General features: G+C 68.8%; 18 protein-coding genes. All 18 read left to right on the top strand.

All coding sequences use genetic code 11. The features are described from left to right. Positions 1–95 precede the first annotated feature (95 nt). On the top strand, positions 96–305 hold the full coding sequence (locus tag OG819_RS42505) for a hypothetical protein (RefSeq protein WP_266654568.1): 210 nt from the start codon (positions 96–98) through the stop codon (positions 303–305). Continuing rightward, entirely contained in the window at positions 305–682 is a 378-nt protein-coding gene (locus tag OG819_RS42500) for a hypothetical protein (protein ID WP_266654566.1), read from the top strand. Before OG819_RS42505 ends, OG819_RS42500 begins: the two co-directional genes overlap by 1 nt. Positions 683–706: 24 nt before the next feature. After that, positions 707–1,309: a hypothetical protein gene (locus OG819_RS42495; protein WP_266654564.1), complete on the top strand. Its 603-nt coding sequence runs from the start codon at positions 707–709 to the stop codon at positions 1,307–1,309. A 39-nt stretch (positions 1,310–1,348) separates the two neighbouring features. Next, positions 1,349–6,625, top strand: a complete 5,277-nt coding sequence (locus OG819_RS42490) for a phage tail tape measure protein (protein WP_266654562.1) — start codon at positions 1,349–1,351, stop codon at positions 6,623–6,625. A 15-nt stretch (positions 6,626–6,640) separates the two neighbouring features. Further along, positions 6,641–7,513, top strand: coding sequence for a phage tail domain-containing protein (locus tag OG819_RS42485; protein WP_266654560.1), 873 nt, complete (start codon positions 6,641–6,643; stop codon positions 7,511–7,513). 10 nt (positions 7,514–7,523) lie between these two features. Then, on the top strand, positions 7,524–8,552 hold the full coding sequence (locus OG819_RS42480; RefSeq protein ID WP_266654558.1) for a hypothetical protein: 1,029 nt from the start codon (positions 7,524–7,526) through the stop codon (positions 8,550–8,552). Continuing rightward, positions 8,552–9,637 carry a hypothetical protein gene (locus OG819_RS42475; protein WP_266654556.1) on the top strand — a complete coding sequence of 362 codons (1,086 nt, stop codon included), beginning with the start codon at positions 8,552–8,554 and terminating at the stop codon, positions 9,635–9,637. Before OG819_RS42480 ends, OG819_RS42475 begins: the two co-directional genes overlap by 1 nt. Beyond that, entirely contained in the window at positions 9,638–10,375 is a 738-nt protein-coding gene (locus OG819_RS42470) for a hypothetical protein (RefSeq protein ID WP_266654554.1), read from the top strand. Then, entirely contained in the window at positions 10,372–10,581 is a 210-nt protein-coding gene (locus OG819_RS42465) for a hypothetical protein (RefSeq protein ID WP_266654552.1), read from the top strand. The genes OG819_RS42470 and OG819_RS42465 overlap by 4 nt, the downstream gene beginning before the upstream one ends. A gap of 64 nt (positions 10,582–10,645) precedes the next feature. After that, positions 10,646–11,584 carry a hypothetical protein gene (locus OG819_RS42460; RefSeq protein ID WP_266654550.1) on the top strand — a complete coding sequence of 313 codons (939 nt, stop codon included), beginning with the start codon at positions 10,646–10,648 and terminating at the stop codon, positions 11,582–11,584. Between the two features lie 2 nt (positions 11,585–11,586). Then, the gene (locus OG819_RS42455; RefSeq protein WP_266654548.1) at positions 11,587–11,841 is read left to right on the top strand and encodes a hypothetical protein; all 255 of its coding nucleotides are present in this window, start codon (positions 11,587–11,589) and stop codon (positions 11,839–11,841) included. 2 nt (positions 11,842–11,843) lie between these two features. After that, complete coding sequence (locus OG819_RS42450; RefSeq protein WP_266654547.1) at positions 11,844–12,731, top strand: endolysin; 888 nt, start codon at positions 11,844–11,846, stop codon at positions 12,729–12,731. Beyond that, positions 12,728–13,282, top strand: a complete 555-nt coding sequence (locus OG819_RS42445) for a 3'-5' exoribonuclease (protein ID WP_266654545.1) — start codon at positions 12,728–12,730, stop codon at positions 13,280–13,282. Before OG819_RS42450 ends, OG819_RS42445 begins: the two co-directional genes overlap by 4 nt. Continuing rightward, a complete protein-coding gene (locus tag OG819_RS42440) occupies positions 13,279–13,662 on the top strand; it encodes a hypothetical protein (protein WP_266654543.1) in 384 nt (127 codons plus the stop codon). Before OG819_RS42445 ends, OG819_RS42440 begins: the two co-directional genes overlap by 4 nt. 12 nt (positions 13,663–13,674) lie before the next feature. Next, the gene (locus tag OG819_RS42435) at positions 13,675–14,022 is read left to right on the top strand and encodes a hypothetical protein (protein WP_266654541.1); all 348 of its coding nucleotides are present in this window, start codon (positions 13,675–13,677) and stop codon (positions 14,020–14,022) included. Continuing rightward, the gene (locus OG819_RS42430) at positions 14,019–14,669 is read left to right on the top strand and encodes a collagen-like protein (protein ID WP_266654539.1); all 651 of its coding nucleotides are present in this window, start codon (positions 14,019–14,021) and stop codon (positions 14,667–14,669) included. The genes OG819_RS42435 and OG819_RS42430 overlap by 4 nt, the downstream gene beginning before the upstream one ends. Positions 14,670–14,769: 100 nt before the next feature. After that, a complete protein-coding gene (locus OG819_RS42425) occupies positions 14,770–15,087 on the top strand; it encodes a hypothetical protein (RefSeq protein ID WP_266654537.1) in 318 nt (105 codons plus the stop codon). A gap of 399 nt (positions 15,088–15,486) precedes the next feature. Beyond that, positions 15,487–17,115: a TROVE domain-containing protein gene (locus OG819_RS42420; RefSeq protein ID WP_266654535.1), complete on the top strand. Its 1,629-nt coding sequence runs from the start codon at positions 15,487–15,489 to the stop codon at positions 17,113–17,115. Positions 17,116–17,359: the final 244 nt, after the last annotated feature.

Here is a 17,359-nt window from a genome sequence, read left to right as displayed (position 1 = left end):
CACGGGCGTGGAGCATCCCGCGCAGCATCCTCCTCGGGAGGCCGCAGCCCGCCCCTGGTGAGCCGCTGTGGCTGCCGGAAGACCGCTGGTGGGCGATGGCGCTGATGGAGGCCGAATCGGGGCTGTGCGGGGACTGCGGGCATGCGCTGTCCGAGACCACGCAGGCCGAGGCCGAGTTCGCCTACGACGCGTCGATCACCAAATGCCACGCCTGCCTGGCCGGGGCGCGGCGCGTGGCGGCGCACCAGGAGAAAAACGGCAAGACCGAGGGCCTGAAGGTCAGCGTGTTCCGGAGGGAGTCGTAATGGCGGGTATCGACGTGATCGGCCTCACCGTGGTGGTGGACGACCTGGGCACTTTCGCTGAGCGGCTGCGGGTGAACGCGGCGAAGGCCGTGAAGGTCACCTCGCAGAAGGTCCGGGACGACGCCCGCAACCGGATCAAGGGCCACAAGTACTTGCCCGCCTACCCGTATTCGATCACCTACGACGTCAAGGTCACCGCCGAAGGCATCGAGGGCGAGATCGGCCCCGACAAGGGCAGGGCGCAGGGGCCGCTCGGCAACATCGTCGAGTACGGCACCAGCAAGAACGCCCCCCTCCCACACCTCGGCCCCGCGCTGGACGCGAACGCCGAAGACCTGGTCGCCGGGCTTGAGATCGCCGTCCGCCAGGCCATGTAACAGCACGTCAAGGACAGGGAACCCATGACCACTACGAGCAGGAAGCCGCCCGCACGCCGGGCCGCGAAGCCCCCGACGACGTTTGCCGACATCCGCGCGAAGATCCAGCGCCCCCGGCACATCGTCGACATGGTGCTGGACGCCGAAGCGTCCGCCGAGATCGACAACCTTGAGCGGCTACTCGAGCGCGCACAACGTCACGACGACGCCAACGGCACAGAGACCGCCCGGGACGTCGCCAAGCACCTCCAGGAGGTCGAGGCGCAGGCCGAGGCGTCGCGGGTGCGGTTCACCCTCGAGGCCATCACGCACCGCGCCTACCAGAAGCTCCGGGCGGACCATCCGCCGACGAAGGAGCAGATCGAGGCGGCGGCGGCCCGCGGCGGCAGCGAGGAACCGGCGTTCGACGCGGACGCCTTCGCTCCGGCGCTCGTCGAGGCCCAGCTGATCGAACCGAAGCCCGAGACGCCGGAGGAATTCGCGGCGTTCTGGGACGACCTGTCGGACGGCCAGCTCAGCCAGTTGTGGGGCGCCGCCATCCAAATCCAGTTCCAGACCGGCGAGCTCGGCCCGCCCTCGCAGGCCGCGGCTGACATCCTCCGCTCCTTCGGGATGGCCACCAGCTGACCTGCCCCTATGCGCAACAACTGAAGATCGGGGGCTGCCGTGGCCGACCGTACCGTGCGCGTCCGCGTCATTGCCGAGATGCCGGGCTTCGGCACCATCGTGCGCACCGGCACTGGCGAACTGCTGGCCCTCGGCGAGGCCTCCCTTGTCGCCGGGCGCGGGATCCGCGCGCTCGGTGCGGACGGAGCGGTAGCCCGCACCGGCCTCATGGCCATGGGCACGGGTGCGCGCGGCGGCGCGGCGGGAGTTCGGGAGGGCGAGGCTGCCGCACTGGCTGCAGGTCGTGGTGCCCGCACTCTGCGGAACGAAGCCGCCCTGACGTCGCCCGCTTTCGGACGGATGGGGGCTGCGGCCCGCACCGGCATGGGCTCGGTCCGGTCCGGCGTCGAGTCGGTCCTCGGCCCGGTGAAGCACCTCGGCGCCCTACTGGCGGGCGGGGCGATCATCTTCGGCCTGCACGACATCGTCCACTCGGGCAACGAGTACACCGACGCGATGAACAAGTTCCTCGAGGTCACACGCGCCTCGGGGGCGCAGATGGCGGCGGCCGGCCGGGAGGCGCAGGCCCTCGGCGCGGACATGAAGCTGCCGTCGGCGAACGCGGCGGAGGCCGCGGACGCGATGGTGGAGCTGTCGAAGGCGGGCCTGTCTGCACAGGACGCGATCAGGGCTGCTCGGGGCACGATCCAGCTGTCGGCTGCTGCTCGAACTGACGTCGCAACCGCGGCGAAGATCGAGGGCGACATCATGGACCAGTTCGCCCTCAAGAGCACTGAGGCGACGCACGTTGCGGACGTCCTCGCGAATACGTCCAACAGCGCCTCGGGCGAGCTGATGGACATCTACTACGCCATGAAATACGTGGGTCCGATCGCCCACACCATGGGCGTCTCCATCAAGGACACGGCCACCGCCGTCGGCCTGCTCGGCAAGTCCGGCATCATCGGTGAGACCGCCGGTACTGCGCTGCGGTCCGCCCTGGTCAACATGGCCAAGCCGACGAAGCTCGCGTCGAAGGGCCTGCACGAACTCGGCATCGAAGCCTTCGACAACAACGGCAAGTTCAAGGGCCTCCAGTACGTCATCGAGAAACTCGGCACGGCCAGCGAGCACCTCACCACCCAGCAGTTCACCGCCGCCGCGGCGATGGCGTTCGGCAAGCCCGCCCTTGCGGGCATGGTGGCCCTGGCGCACCAGGGCGGTACGGCCTTCGAGCAGTTCGGCGTACAGGTCGGCCGCGTGGGCGGTGCCGCGGCGCTGGCGGCCGCCGAGTCGAAGGGGCTGGGCGGCGCGATGCGCGGCCTCGGCAAGCAGATCTCTTCCGCGTTCCTGCAGATCTACCTGGGTATCGCCCCGGGCTTGGAGGGAATCACGCGGTCGATGACGAAGGGCGTCTCGGACGCCATCCCGTACATCAAGTCGGGCATCCGCATCGCCGGAGACCTGTGGGACATCTACGGGCCGTCCGTCGAGGCGAAACTCCGCGCCGCGACAAGCGGCATTGGCCGGGCCGCGTCGAGCCTCGCCGCCCCGCTGAAGGCTGCGATCACGTCGGCGGCGGTCGCCTCCGTGCCGCTGGCCATCACCTCCGTACACTCCCTCGGCCAGGCTTTTGACAACGCAGGGGCAGCCGCTCAGCCGCTGCTGGGCGGCCTGCACGACATGTTCTCGTCCGTCTCCTCGGGGGCGGGCGCCCTTGGCGTGCTCACGGGCCGCCTCCAGGTCGGCGTCAGCCTCATGGGCAGCATGACCGGGGTTCTGCGCCCGCTCGGCGCACTGGTAGGCGGCATCGCGCACGCATTCGCCGGACTTCCCGGCCCGATCCAGCTGTCGGTCCTCGCCATGCTCGCCATGCGGCCGTTCCGCGGCCAGATCCAGGGCATGCAGGCCGCAGTCGCCGGCTACGGCCGGTCGGCGGTCGCGTCGTTCAATGGCGTGCGCGGCGCCATGCAGACGCAGACGATCCTTGCCAGCCGGGCCGGGGTGTCTCTCGGTCGCTGGGGTTCCGGGCTCGCCGCACTCGAGGCCCGCTCCCCGACGATCGCCGCGATGGGTACCAGCTTCCGTACCGCCTCTACTGGCATCCAGGAGGCCGGCGGGCGGCTGGTCGGCTTCCGGTCGGCGGCCGGTGGCGCGCTGGCCGCGATCGGCACGGGTGCCGGCCGTGGCCTGATGGGCGCTGCCCGCGGGCTGTACGGGTTCCTCGGTGGACCGTGGGGTGTTGCGATCGGCGCCGCCATGATCGGCCTTGACCTGCTGGCCAAGAAGCAGCAGGAAGCAGCAGCCGCGGCGGCCGCCCACCAGCAGCGGATCTCCGGCCTCACCCAGGCTTTGCAGCAGTCCGCCGGTGTGGCGGACGGCAGTGTTCGCGCTGCCGCCGTGCAGACCCTCGCGGACGCGAAGCTGAAGGACGGCAAGACGGCCCTGCTGGACGTCATGCAGCGGGCGCACATCGGCACCACCGAGCTGACCGACGCCTACCTCGGGCAGGGCACGAGCATCGACGCGCTGCGCAAGCGGCTGTCTGCTGCCGCCGAGGACAACACCCGGTTCGTCACCGCGGGCCGCACGGCCGGCAAGGTGTACACGCCGCAGGGGCAGATCTACAAGAACGCCGCTGACGCCCTCGGATCGCTCTCTGGCGAGTTTGAGTCGGCCAGCAAGCGGCAGAAGGATCTCGCTGCTGCCACGAAGGGCTCCGGAGCGGCCGCGCTGGACGCCACCGACCCGACGGGCCGACTGCAGGGTGCGATCAAGACGCTCGGCGATTCGGCGAGCGACGCAGACACGAAGGCGCGTGCGCTGCACACGGCTTTGGATCTGCTGTCGGGCGGCGAGCTGGACGTACAGGCGGCGGTCGCCAACCAGAACCAGGCGCTGCTCGACCTCAACAACAGCTATAAGGACGGCACCGATCACGCGAAGGGTTACGGCAAGGCGCTCCTTCAGGTCGACGGCAGTCTGAACACGACGTCGGAGAACGGACAGAGCCTCTGGACCAAGTTGCAGGGCCTCAACGAGCAGACGGCCAGTGCGGCACAGGCCACCTACGATTTCGCGCGGGCGAACAAGACAGGGGTAGTCCCGGCCTTGCAGCAGGCCGAGGCCCGCATGGAGTCATCGTGGAAGGCCGCGGTCACGGCCGGCCAGAAGTTCGGACTCACGGCGGACCAGGCCAAAGTCCTCGCCAACCAGATGGGTTTCATCCCGTCGTCGCTGGCCATCACCATGTCCACGCCGGGCCTGTCGGACACCCAGAAGCAGCTGCTGTACGTGCAGGGTCTCGCTGGTCACATGCCGAAGGGCTCCACGATCCGGGTGTCGGCGCTAACTGCCGATGCCAAGAAAGCCATCGAGGACGTCGGCTTCAAAGTGAAGACGCTGCCGGGCGGCCGGCAGATGGAGATCACCGCCCCGACTGGCAAAGCGGCTGCCGCCCTGGATGCGCTGATCGCGAAGAGGCTGCCCGGCAAGACTGTGGGCGTCAACGCCCTCACGGCGTCGGCGATCGCGGAACTGAACGGGGTGCAGGCGAAGGTCCGCGCGACCAAGGGCAAGTCGATCACGGTCAGCGCCCTGACCGGGGCCGCCCAGAGCGCCCTGCGCACCCTCGGTTTCAAGGTGCAGACGCTCCCCAACCATCAGATCCGGGTGACCCTTCCGACCGGGAGCGCGGCTGCGGCTGCGAGCGCCATCCAGGGCTACGTCAACAACCTCCACGGTAAGACTGTCGCGATCAACGTCGTCACCACACACACGGACCATGGCACGGTCGCGCACGAGGGCGGCAAGTACGCGCGCGGCGGCCTCATCCGGGGCTACGCAGACGGCGGCGCCATCCAGTACATGCCGTTCGGCGGCCGGGTCGTCGGCCCCGGCACGGGCACCTCGGACAGCATCCCGGCGCTCGTCTCCAACGGCGAGTACGTCATCAAGGCAGACGCCGTCCGCAAGTACGGCACCCACATGTTCGACCGGCTCAACGCCAAGCGGTTCGCTGGCGGAGGGCTCGCCGGCTTCACCTACACGCCGACCGGGCAGGCGGTGCTTGGCGGCCCGTCGGATCCGAAGAGCCGGTACGACAAGGCCGTGCAGGATCTGAAGGACGCGTGGGACAAGCTAAACAGCGCCCTGAAGGAGGCCAAGAAGAAGGCTGATGACCTGGGCAATGCAGAGAAGAACTTGTCTCGGGTGCGTCATGGTCACCACACGGCAACCCAGCTGCGGGCTGCCGAGTCGCGGGTCGACAAGGCGCGGTCTGCGAAGAAGTCCGCCGACAAGACGGTCAGCGCTGACCGTCAGGGCGTCTACAAGGCGGATGCGGCCCTCGGGGTGAAGAAGGGCGCCAAGGCACCCACCGGATTCGACCTCAAGGCCTATGAGGCGCAGCTCAACAAGAGCGTCGCGGCGACAGACAAGTGGCGCGGCAACCTCGCGAAGATCTCCAAGCGGGGTGGCGCCGAAGTCGAATCGCTGCTCGAAGGCATGGGCGAGGACGGCTACGCCCTCGTCAACTCGCTGGCCGGAGCCTCGAACAAGCAGTTCAACGACATCGTCAAGAAGCTCCAGAAGACCGGCGACGTCGCGAAGGCCACGCTCGCCGACTTCACCAAGCAGCTCGGCGCCGCGACGACTACGAACCAGCAGTTCGCCAAGGATCTCCAGACGCTGGCCTCGCAAGGGTTCGGGGATCTGGCGTCCGCGCTCGCCGCGCAGGGCGACTCCAACGCTCAGGTGCTCGCCCATCAGGCGGTCGGCAGCAAAACGCAGGCGGCGAAAGCCAACCAGGCAGTCGGCAAGGCTGAGGGCACGCTCACCGGCGACGACCTCACCAACAGCCTCATCCTGCTGTCCACGCTGCGGGGCGGCACGGGGCGAGGCTACGCCGACCTCATCGCCGCAGGTCTGGGCACCGACGTCATCAAGGCCCTCGTGCCGAAGATGACCGGGGCGATCGGCGCGCTACCGGCACCGAACAAGGACGTCTTCGTCCGACAGTGGGTGTCCCAAGGCGGAAAGGCCATGGCGCTCGGCGGGATCCTCAGCCGGGCCACACCGGTTCTGGCCGGGGAGGCGGGGCCGGAGGCGTTCATCCCGCTCACCGCGACCGCCCGCAGCCGTGCTCTTCTGGCGGCTTCTGCCGCGGCTCTCGGCTACCACCTGGTCCCGGCCAGCCGGTACGCGAGCAGCGGCTACGGCACCCCTTGGGGCGGAGGGGGCGGCGACCGCATTACCAACATCACCCTGAACGGCGCCAAGCAGTCCAGCGCCGAGCAGGCCGCCGACATCGCCCGCCACATGAACTTCGTGGGCTGACGGGGAGGGGGAGGGGTGCCGTTCACTACAGGGCAAGACCTCGGCGGGGTGTGGGCGGACCTCGGGGCCATCCCGCTCGGCCGGGTCGACTCCAACGGGGTCGCCTGGGCGTTGCAGGATCTCCAGGGCTGGGACGGCTCCGAGGTTCGCTCCGAATACACCGACCGGGAAGCCGACCATGGGTCGTGGGCCAGCCCCGCCTACCTGGGTTCACGGCCCATCACGCTGGGCGGCAAGGTCACGGCGCCGGACCGCACCACCCTTGAGGGCGCACTGGAGCAGCTGCGATCTGCGGCTGCTCTGACCGACACCACGTTGGTGGTGTACGAGCTGACGGGTTCGAAGCAGGCGACGGTGCGCCGCTCAGGGAAGCCGCTGTTCGGCTACGAAACGGACCGGATCGCGACCTATAGCGTGCTCGTCACGGCAGGGGATCCGCGCCGCTACAGCACCACCCTGCAGACCGGAACGACCGGGCTACCCTCCACGACCGGCGGCCTGGCCTTCCCGATCACCTTCCCAATCACCTGGTCGGCGACGACCGTGTCCGGACAGATCAACGCCGTCAACTCCGGCTCCATGGACACCCGACCGGTCCTGACGATCACGGGCCCCGTGGTGGCGCCCACCGTGTCCGCCCTCTACCCGGACGGCACAGTGCGGCAGCTCGTCTACTCGCTGGACCTGGCATCCGGCGACGTCCTGACCATCGACACCGACGCCCACACCGTCCTCCTCAACGGCGGAGTGAGCAGGCGCCGATTCATGACCGTCTCCTCCGGATGGCCCACCATCCCGGCGAACTCGTCGGTCAACTACCAGTTCCAGAGCTCGACCTACAACGCGACCGCGACGCTGACCGCCACCTGGCGCTCCGCCTGGATGTGAGGAGGCCGCCGTGCCCGTAGACCCGTGGGCAATCGACACGCTGGTGTTCTCCGGTCTCGAAGCCCGCAACAACGACTCCATGTTCATCATGGGCAACGGCAGCGCCCTGGGCGCGACTTCGGGCGTCCGCCCCGGCGACCCGGGCCTGACCGTCACCCTGGCCGGCACCACCATCAACTGTTCGGCTGGCGTCGCCGCGGTCGCCTACAGCGGGCAGGGCGTATACCGGGCCGCGTTCCCGTCGTCGGTGTCACCGGGCACCTATACGGCTGCGCACGCCACCCTGAACCGCATCGACCTCGTCTACCTGCGTGTCTGGGACAACTCGGTCGACGCGTCCGGCCTGAACAAGGCGGACATCGTCTACCTGGCGGGCACCCCGTCGGCGTCCCCGGTCGCCCCGACCCCGGCGGGCACACAGATCTACATGCCGCTGGCCACGATCAGCGTCCTATCCGTGGCGAACGGCGGCACCGCATCGGTGAGCACTGCGGTCCGACCGTCGACGGTCGCGCCGGGCGGCATCTTGCCGTCGCCAACCGCCCCGTCCAGCCCGTACACGGGACAGTTCTACGACAACGGCACCGACCTGCTGCGATGGAACGGCGCCTCCTGGGACACCTACTACAAGGTGCCGGGCGCCTGGACGTCGTACACGCCGACATGGACGGCGACCACCACCAACCCCGTCGTCAACAACGGCACCCTCGTCGGCCGCTACAGCAAGATCGGGCGGCAGGTGACCGTCCACATCAACCTGGTGCCCGGCTCCACCACGACCTACGGCAGCGGCAACTACAACTGGGCGCTGCCGTTCGCCGCCGCCAACAACGGCTGCAGCTACATCCTTCAGGCGCATCTCCTCGGCAGTGACCGCTGGATGGGCCAGATGGTCATCTCGCCGGGCGCGTCCACCACCAGCGCATTCTTCAACCTGTCAACGACAAACACGCGTATCGACTTCATGACCCCGGCCCGGCCCGAGACGTTCGCCAACGGATCCCAGCTTCGCATCACCGGCACCTACGAGTCCGTCTGATGACAGAGACGGCCTACCAACTCGCCTGGTACGGCTGCGACCTGGGCTCGGGCGGCATCGTCGAAGACCTCACCTCTCTTAAGCCGACCGGATCGCTCACACGGAAACTCGGCGACTCGACGACACTCCAGTTCGAGCTCGCCCTGCCCGGCGCTCCGGGCGGTTGGACCGAGGCGACTACACCAGGCCAGTCCGCGATCGTGGCCGTCGACACGGCCACCGACACGCCACTCTGGGCGGGCGCGGTACTGACCCGCGGCGGCGGAAGCTCGCAGACGCTGCCCCTTGGGGCCATCACCCTCGAGGCCTACCTCGACGCCCGGTTCCCCGGCGACCAGACCCTCATCGGTGTCGACCAGGCCGCCGTCGTATCCGCGCTCGTCACCCCGGCCCTCACGAACGGGCCGCCGATCGTCATCGACGCACCGAACACCGGCGTCACCATGACCTACCTGACGCAGGACGGCGACGACAAAACGATCCTGTCCTGCCTCAAAGAGATCATGAGCTTGGACGGCGGCCCCGAGTGGGCGATCGACGTCACTTGGAACGCCAGCCACAGCGGCTTCCAGTTCCCGCTGCGCGTCCGCCCGGCCATCGGCGTCCAGGCGGCGACACCCGAGGCCACATTCGACTTTCCGGGCTGCGTCTCCTCGTACACCCTCGCCGAGTCCTACGAGCAGGGCAAAGGCGCCACCGTCGTCCTCGCCCGCGGTGAGGGTGAAGGCTCGTCCCGGCTCACTTCCAGCCCGCACGAGGCGACCGCGCTCATCGCCGCCGGCTGGCCGCGCTGGGAGTACCGCTACACCCCGGCGACCGGCGTCACCGACCCGGACCAGCTGAACGCCCACGCCGCACAGTCGCTGACGCTCATGCAGCAAGGCGCCCAGGTGTGGTCCATCGAAGCCGTCGCCTCCCGCGCCCCACGCCTCAATCGCGACTGGGCGCTCGGCGACACCGTCCGCATGGCCGTCGAACGCTCACCGCGGCACCCCCAAGGCGCCAACGTCGTCGCCCGCTGCTGGTCCTGGGAGCTCGACCCGGACGCCGACCGCGTCCGGCCCATCCTGGTAGAGGAGAGCTGAATGCCCCGCCAGATCGACCAACTCCCGCCGGACGCCACCTCGCTGGCCCGCCGCCTGGCCGCTCTCGAACGCGAGGTACGGGAGATGCGGGCCGCACGCCGCATGACGGCCGCGTCCGTCGGAACCCTCCGCGTGTACGCAGACGACGGCACGACCCTGCTGGCAGAACTGGGCCCGGACGCCGGCAACGGCGGGGGCGGGCTGTGGACGCGCGGCATGCAGGACCCGATCAACATGAGCGGGTACCTGAGCAGCGGGCAGCTGCAGTTCCGGCCTGTGGAAAACAACCTGGTCGCGGATCCTGCGAGCATCTACTACGACAGCGATGCCTTCCAGTACAGCGACCTCGTCCTCACCTCGGGAGCCGTCAACCCGAGTGACCACCGGGCGCTGCTCATCCTGGAGTCCCTGTTCGACGGCACGGCACACGCGTCCATCCAGGGCGAGGACTCCTCCCCGTGCACGTTCGACGTCCTCGGGATCCTGACAGCCTCGAACATCGCCTACGGCACGATCAACATCACCCCGGTCGCGAACACGCCGACTTCGTTCACCATCAACGGCCTGAACTTGATGGGCACCACGTTCACCGCGTTCGCCACGGCACAGACGACGCTGCCCGGCACCCAGGTCACCGGCGTCGGCGTCACCAGCGTCAGCGCAACAGGCCTCACGGTGTGGCTGACCCGCACCAACACGACCTCGACCGGAATCAGCTGGATGGTGATGGGGATATGAGCACGCCCGTTTTCGAACCCGGCCTGTACTACGCCATCACCGTCCGCGACAACAACGAGGCGTGCCGCAACTTCGGGGAGACCTTCGACGTCAACCCGTTCTATTCCAATGACGGCGTGCACTGCTACGTGCAGTGCGGTATCTGCGGCCAGCTGATGGAGATCCTCACCGCAACGCTGCTGGACCCGCAGCCCGAATTCTCCTGACCCAGCCCGCCACGTCGACGCCCGCGCCCTCCGGCCGGGCTTTTTTCATGCCCTGGAGGGCTCGTTGACCAGCACCATCCGCAAGTACGGCCGCCGCGCCCCGAAGCAGGTCCCGGCCCTCAAGTTCGCCCGGCTCTTCACCGGCAAGGTCCCCGCGCACCCGGCCGCAGCCGACTACCTTGCGCGGCTCGCCGCCTGGGAGATGCGCGGCAACGACGTCGCCGGTGACTGTGTCGCGGTCACGTGGGCCAACGTCCGCCGCCTGCTCACCTTCATCCTCGGCGCCGAGTACTACCCGACGCAGGACGAGGTCTGGGCCGTCTACAAGACGCAAAACCCGGGCTTCGACCCGAACGGCACCGCCGAGACCAACGGGCCGGGCTCGTCGCACGACAACGGCATGGACATCCAGACCCTGCTTGAGTACCTCGTCAAGCACGGCGGCCCGGACGGGAAGAAGGCGGTCGCGTTCGCCAAGGTCGACCCGTCCAGCCCGGACGAGGTCAAGGCCGCCATAGCGGTCTTCGGATTCGTGTGGACCGGCATCGTCGTCCAGGACGCCAACATGACCGACTTCGACAACGGAAAGCCCTGGGACTATCACCGCGCCAGCCCGGACGACGGCGGCCACTCCGTCATCACCGGCGGATACGGCGCAGCCGGCCCGGGCCCCCTCGGTGGCGACGAACGGTTCATCACCTGGGCCGAAGAGACGTCGTTCACCGACGCCTACTGGCGGCGCAAGGTCGAAGAGGCCTGGGTCGTCATCTTCCCTGAGCACCTCCAGCACCCCGCGTTCCTGGCGGGCGTCGACCTGGCGGCGCTCGCCGCGGACTACACCGCTCTCACCGGCAAGCCGTTCCCGGCCATCGTGCCGCCCGCGCCAACGCCGGTGCCTACCCCTCCTCCGTCGCCCACCCCTGCTCCAGTTGATCCTCGCCTGGCTCAGGCGCTGGATCTGATGACGGCGTGGGCGCACGACAACCACGTGAACGGAGCCTGACCATGGCCAAGCCCACCGTCGGACGCATCGTGCACTACACCAGCCGCGCAACGGGTGAGCCCGTGTGCCGAGCGGCCATTATCACCGAGGTGGGCGCGTACCCGCCGGGCATCTCGGATGGCGACAAGGCGAACATCGCCGTCCCGGTCAGCGTGACCGTCTTCCTGCCGGATACGACGTTCCACGACTGCGTCATGCAGAGCGAGATCGGCCGCGAGGGCGGTACCTGGCACTGGCCCGAGCGTGAGGAGTCCTGACCATGGTTGACCTGTGGATGCCCGGCGCGGCCCGGCACGCCCTCGGCAACGAGGGAGCGATGAACGGCGGTCCCGCACGCGCCGTCTGGCACATCACCAGCAACGCCACCGACTGGACGTTCGCCCGCGAGCTGGGCTGGTTCACCGGCGGCGGCGCAGACGTTGCGCCGCACCTGCTGTGGGACCCGTGGACTGGGGAGATAGCCCAGTTCTTCCCCGCGGACAGCCGTAGCCTCTCGCTGCAGAACGCGGGCGACGTCCGCACCAACCGGACCGGCAAGTACTGCGTGCAGATCGAGATCGTCTTCACCGCGAACGAGACCGTCGGCGGCAAGCGGTACGCCACTGTCCGGGACACGCCCTGCAAGGGCCTCGACGGCATCATGACGTGGCTGCGGAGCCTCGGCATCCCCGACGTGTGGCCCGGCGGCGCCCCGACGGGCTTCGTCCGCGACACCGTCTCCCTCGACGCCTGGACGAAACTCGGCGGGCACTACGGGCACAACCAGATCCCTGCCAACAGCCATGTCGACCCCGGACCGATGCCGGATCTCTTCGCGCACGCCCCGGTCACCCCGCCGAAGCCGCCCACCCCGGCAAAGCCGAAGGTCAGCCTCGCGCACGTCATATACGCCGCGAAGCACGACCCGGCGGCAGCGCAGGGCCACACCAGCTACAAGGGCGAGGTGCTGCTCGTCGAGAAGGCGCTCCATGCTGAGGGCCTCCTTGACGGCCAGTACGTCGACGGGTCCTTCGGTTCGAAGAGCGTCGACGCCTACAAGGCGTGGCAGCGGCATCTCGGCTACAGCGGATCCGGCGCCGACGGCATCCCCGGCCAGACGTCCCTCGCGAAGCTGGGCGCCAAGCACGGCTTCCAGGTCATCACATGACCGCGCTGGACTACGATCTGGAATTTCTGGAGGACGGCCGCACCATCGAGCTGATCTCCATCGGCATGGTGTGCGACGACGGCCGCGAGTACTACGCCGTCAACCGGGATATGTCAGTGCGGCGCATCCGCAAGCACAAGTGGCTGATGGAAAACGTCGTCCCGCACCTCCCCAAGGGGCACGGTGACGCCAAGATTCACATGCCGAAGCGATGGCTGTTCCACTACGCCGACCCGGCAGTGAAACACCGGGAGCGGATCGCCAACGAGGTCATGGACTTCATCCGCGCCGCCGGACCCGACGTCCAGCTCTGGGCGAACTATGGCGCCTACGACCACGTGGCGCTCGCCCAACTCTGGGGTCGGATGATCGACCTCCCCGAGGGCGTGCCGATGTTCACGCACGACATCCAGCAGGAGCGAGCCCGCCTCGGTCTCGCCTGGGACGACCTTCCCCAGCAGGAGTCCGGCGAACACAACGCGCTCGCTGACGCCCGCCACAACCAAACCGTCCGGCGCTGGCTCGCCGAACAGGAAGCGAGAACACCGTGAAGATCTTCGGCCGCGAACCGGTCTACATCCTTGGCTTCATCGCCGCGCTCCTCCAGGCCCTGTCCGCGTTCGGCGTCGACATCTCCGACGGCACCCAGACCGCGATCAACGCCGTCTCCGCCGCCGCCGTCGGCGTCATCACCGCGATCGTCCTCAAGAACGGCGCGCTCGCCGCAATGATCGTCCAGTTCGCTCAGGCCGTCATGGCCCTGTGCGTCGGCCTCGGCCTCGACTGGTCCGCCGACCACCAGAGCAAGGTCATGGCCGCGATCGCCGCACTCGTCACCCTGTGGCTGCGCGAACGGGTCACCGCACCCGTGCCGTCCGTGCGGCTGGAGCAGTCCAGCCCGGTCGAGCCTGCCGCACCGCAGGGCGCCTGATCGGAGCAGCACGTGGCGGATGAGCCGACGCTCGGGGAGGTCGTCAGACGCCTGGAGGCCATTCACGCCGACCTCAAGGAAGACCTCCGCGAGTACGGGGCCCGGCTCGACAAAAAGGTTTCCGTCGAACGGTACGAGCTCGAGCGCCGCGCCGCCGATGACGTACACCGACAGGTGATCGAGCGGGTGGCGGCGATCGAAGCAGAACGCGTACAGGAGAAACGGGAGGCGGAGGCGGAGCGGCGGAAGCGGGAGGACGAACGGCGCGCCGACCGGCGGCTGGTGTTCTCCTGCCTGGTCGCGCCAGTCCTCCTCCTCATCCTGCAAGCCTATTTGGCGGCGAGAGGGGCGGGCGCGTGAGGGCACACAACTCCCGGGCGAAGGATCGGCGGCGCGGCGACGTATGGTTCGCCCTCGCCGCCACCCTCGGCGTAGCCGTACTCGCCTGGGTGTTCATCACCATGCAGCAGCTCAGCCACGACCTGCACACCGCCAACGAAGCACGCGACCAACTGGCCCGCCAAGTGCAGCAACTCGGGCACAAGCCCGTTGCTGGACCTCCCGGAAGCCGGGGCGCAGCCGGCCAGTCCATCACTGGGCCCCGCGGACCACAGGGCAGCCCGGGGCCGACAGGTCCACCGGGCTTGATCGGGCCAGTCGGCCCATCGGGATCGCCCGGCAAGAACGGCATCAACGGCACCGACGGCAGCAACGGCGTCGGCCAGACCGGAGCGCCAGGAGCCGCAGGCAGCAACGGCGTAGCCGGACCGACCGGACCCCAGGGCGAACCAGGCCCTGCCGGACCGTCGGGACCGCCCGGCGCCGACGGCAAGGACGGGACTAACGGCCGTGACGGGCAGACCTGCCCGGACGGCTACTCCATGCAGGCCCCGGCCTACGACCCGGACGCACTCGTGTGCCGGAAAGACGGCGCACCGCAGCCGTCGCAGAAGCAGGGCGGCCTGCTGTCGATGGGCTTGGACCCCGGCCGCCGCCAGTACGAGTAGGAGGATTCATGGCCGACGACGAAGACCCGCCGCCGTTCTGGCTGTCACCTCGACCATTCCGCGAGCCTCAACTGCCGCCGGTCGACGACACGGAGCCCGCATGACGACGGCCAGGGAGCTGGTCGTCGTCGACGGCCGAGTGCTGCTACGGGCCTGCTCCCTATATAAGGGGCACGCCTGCGCGGTCATCGAGCAGCACCACCTGGCGCCCAAATCCTGGTGGCTAGCCGCGGGCAAGGCGATCGACACACCGCTCGTCGGGATCTGCCCCAACTGTCATTACGGGGCCCACGCTGCCCTGGATGGGTTGATCGCAGGCCGGGACGTGTCCGCGCTCCCGCCCCGCGTGGTTGCCCTCGCACGGCAAGGCCTCGCCATCGCCGCCGCCCACGGGCTCACACCAGCACCCACCCTGTGACCATGAAGCCCCCGCTGTCGCCCCTTCCTGGGGTGGTGGCGGGGGCGTTCTGACGTGTCGGGCCGGGTAGTTGCGGTATCCGGTGGACGAGTTACCGTCTGATGCAGCTATGGTGGTAACACAACTTCATGCACCTCCCGGTGCGCAGGGCAACCTCGGCTACTTCTTCTGGTGAATCACGCCGAACCGCCCACCTTGATCTCGGGAGGCACAGCATCGGGGGTGCCCGGTGCGCAGGCAGCGGATACTTCACTGCTAATCCATAGGTCGCGGGTTCGAGTCCCGCCCGGCGCCTGACGTCGGTAGCTCAGTTGGTAGAGCACTGGAACAAGGACCGCAGCCGACCTTGATCTCGGGCACCCCACTGCTGGACCTCCCCTCCACGTGAGGGGCTTTTTCATGGCCAGGTTCAACCAGCGCAACGTCCGTCCCGCCGTCAGCTCGCCCGTGACCACGACCGGGGAGAAGACCGTCACCCACGAAGGCGCCACCGGGTATCTCCGGGACGCGAAGTCCGAGCTCTTCCTGCTGTCGGTCTCCAACTTCGTTGGCCAGGACGCGTTCTACGAGAAGGGCGGCGACCGCGACGACCGGTACACGCAGCTCGTCCGGCAGCTCGCGGTCGAAGACCCGGCATGGACTGCGGGCCTGCTCGGCTGGCTCCGCGGCGAGGGCAACATGCGCACCGCGGCGCTCGTCGGCGCGGCCGAGTTCACTGCCGAACGGCTACTCCACGAGGCGCCCGGCTACTCCCGGCAGGTCATCGACTCCGTCCTCCAGCGCCCGGATGAGCCGGGGGAGATGCTCGGCTACTGGACCAGCAAGTACGGACGCCGCCTGCCGAAGCCGGTGAAGCGCGGCATCGCCGACGCCGTCCAGCGGCTGTACACGGAGCGGTCGCTCCTCAAGTACGACACGGCCTCCAAGGGCTACCGCTTCGGCGACGTACTCAACCTCGTCCACGCCAGCCCCGCCGACGACGAGCCCTGGCAGGGCGACCTGTTCAAGCACGCCCTCGACCGACGGCACGGCAGCGACGAGGACATCCCGGCCAGGCTGTCGACTCTGCTGGCCCGCGAGCAGCTGATGGCGACGCCCGTCGACCAGCGGCGCCAGGTGCTCGCCGACCACACCGACCTGCTGCACCGCGCCGGAATGACGTGGGAGGCGCTGGCCGGCTGGCTGCAGGGCCCGATGGACAAGCCGGCCTGGGAAGCGATCATCCCGTCCATGGGCGTGATGGCGATCGCCCGGAATCTTCGCAACTTCGACGAGGCGGGAGTCTCCGATGCGGTGGCCGCGCAGATCTGCGCCCGGTTCGCCGATGCCGACGAGGTGCGGCGCTCCCGCATGTTCCCGTTCCGCTGGTGGGCCGCCTACAAGCACGCCCCGTCCCTGCGATGGGCTCACGCCCTCGAGCAGGCGCTCGGGCACTCCCTCACCAACGTGCCACGCCTGTCCGGCAGCACGCTGATCCTGGTGGACCGGTCGCCGTCGATGTTCCCCGGCTACCACTTCTCCACCCCGAACAGCTCGGACATCACGCTCGCCGAGCAGGCCGCGGTCTTCGGCTCCGCCCTCGCGCTGCGGGCCGAGGCGCCGACGCTCGTCGAGTTCGGCGGCAGCTCCAAGCAGCTGGCCGTACCGAAGGGCGGCAGCATCCTGAAGCTCATCGAGCAGTACGGGCAGGACGACGGCACCGACATCCCGTCCGCCATCAAGAAGCACTTCGACCTTCTCCGCCACAACCGGATCATCATCGTCACCGACGAACAGACGCGGCCCGGATGGCTCCCCTCCAACATGGACCGCTACGGCGGCATGCAGGAAACCCAGATCGACGACCTTGTACCGAAGCACGTGCCGGTCTACATGTGGAACATGGCCGGCTACAAGCCGGGCGCCATGCCGTCCGGGGCTGCGGGCCGACACACGCTCGGCGGCCTCACCGATCACGCCTTCCGGATGGTGCCGCTCCTGGAAGCCGGGCGCGACTGCGACTGGCCATGGATGCAGACGACCGCCTGAGCCGCACGACGACGCCCCCGTTCCCTTGCTGCCTCACGACGGCGGGGGAGCGGGGGCGGTTCGGTGCTTCCTGGCTCAGGAGCGCCCGCCGACTCTTTAGCAACCCGTTACCGAGCCTCGGAGGGCCACTAGATCCCCGCATGCGCACGCGTCCCTATAGGGGTGAGTTCGCATGACTTGCTGGGGATTGCGAGCAACGCGAGGAACCGGGCAGCATCATGCCAACCCGCTTCGCACGCCGAGG

It is taken from the genome of Streptomyces sp. NBC_01549, assembly GCF_026339955.1.
Lineage (GTDB): Bacteria > Actinomycetota > Actinomycetes > Streptomycetales > Streptomycetaceae > Streptomyces.
Note: the sequence above shows the minus strand (reverse complement) of the source record. Positions and strands in the feature narration are given on the sequence as shown.

What these genes read in the sequence shown, in the direction of transcription:
- OG819_RS42465 (WP_266654552.1), top strand. Translation starts at nt 10,372, where the DNA reads ATGAGCACGCCCGTTTTCGAACCCGGCCTGTACTACGCCATCACCGTC.
- OG819_RS42470 (WP_266654554.1), top strand. Translation starts at nt 9,638, where the DNA reads ATGCCCCGCCAGATCGACCAACTCCCGCCGGACGCCACCTCGCTGGCC.
- OG819_RS42495 (WP_266654564.1), top strand. Translation starts at nt 707, where the DNA reads ATGACCACTACGAGCAGGAAGCCGCCCGCACGCCGGGCCGCGAAGCCC.
- OG819_RS42500 (WP_266654566.1), top strand. Translation starts at nt 305, where the DNA reads ATGGCGGGTATCGACGTGATCGGCCTCACCGTGGTGGTGGACGACCTG.
- OG819_RS42425 (WP_266654537.1), top strand. Translation starts at nt 14,770, where the DNA reads ATGACGACGGCCAGGGAGCTGGTCGTCGTCGACGGCCGAGTGCTGCTA.
- OG819_RS42445 (WP_266654545.1), top strand. Translation starts at nt 12,728, where the DNA reads ATGACCGCGCTGGACTACGATCTGGAATTTCTGGAGGACGGCCGCACC.
- OG819_RS42420 (WP_266654535.1), top strand. Translation starts at nt 15,487, where the DNA reads ATGGCCAGGTTCAACCAGCGCAACGTCCGTCCCGCCGTCAGCTCGCCC.
- OG819_RS42475 (WP_266654556.1), top strand. Translation starts at nt 8,552, where the DNA reads ATGACAGAGACGGCCTACCAACTCGCCTGGTACGGCTGCGACCTGGGC.
- OG819_RS42505 (WP_266654568.1), top strand. Translation starts at nt 96, where the DNA reads ATGGCGCTGATGGAGGCCGAATCGGGGCTGTGCGGGGACTGCGGGCAT.
- OG819_RS42450 (WP_266654547.1), top strand. Translation starts at nt 11,844, where the DNA reads ATGGTTGACCTGTGGATGCCCGGCGCGGCCCGGCACGCCCTCGGCAAC.
- OG819_RS42455 (WP_266654548.1), top strand. Translation starts at nt 11,587, where the DNA reads ATGGCCAAGCCCACCGTCGGACGCATCGTGCACTACACCAGCCGCGCA.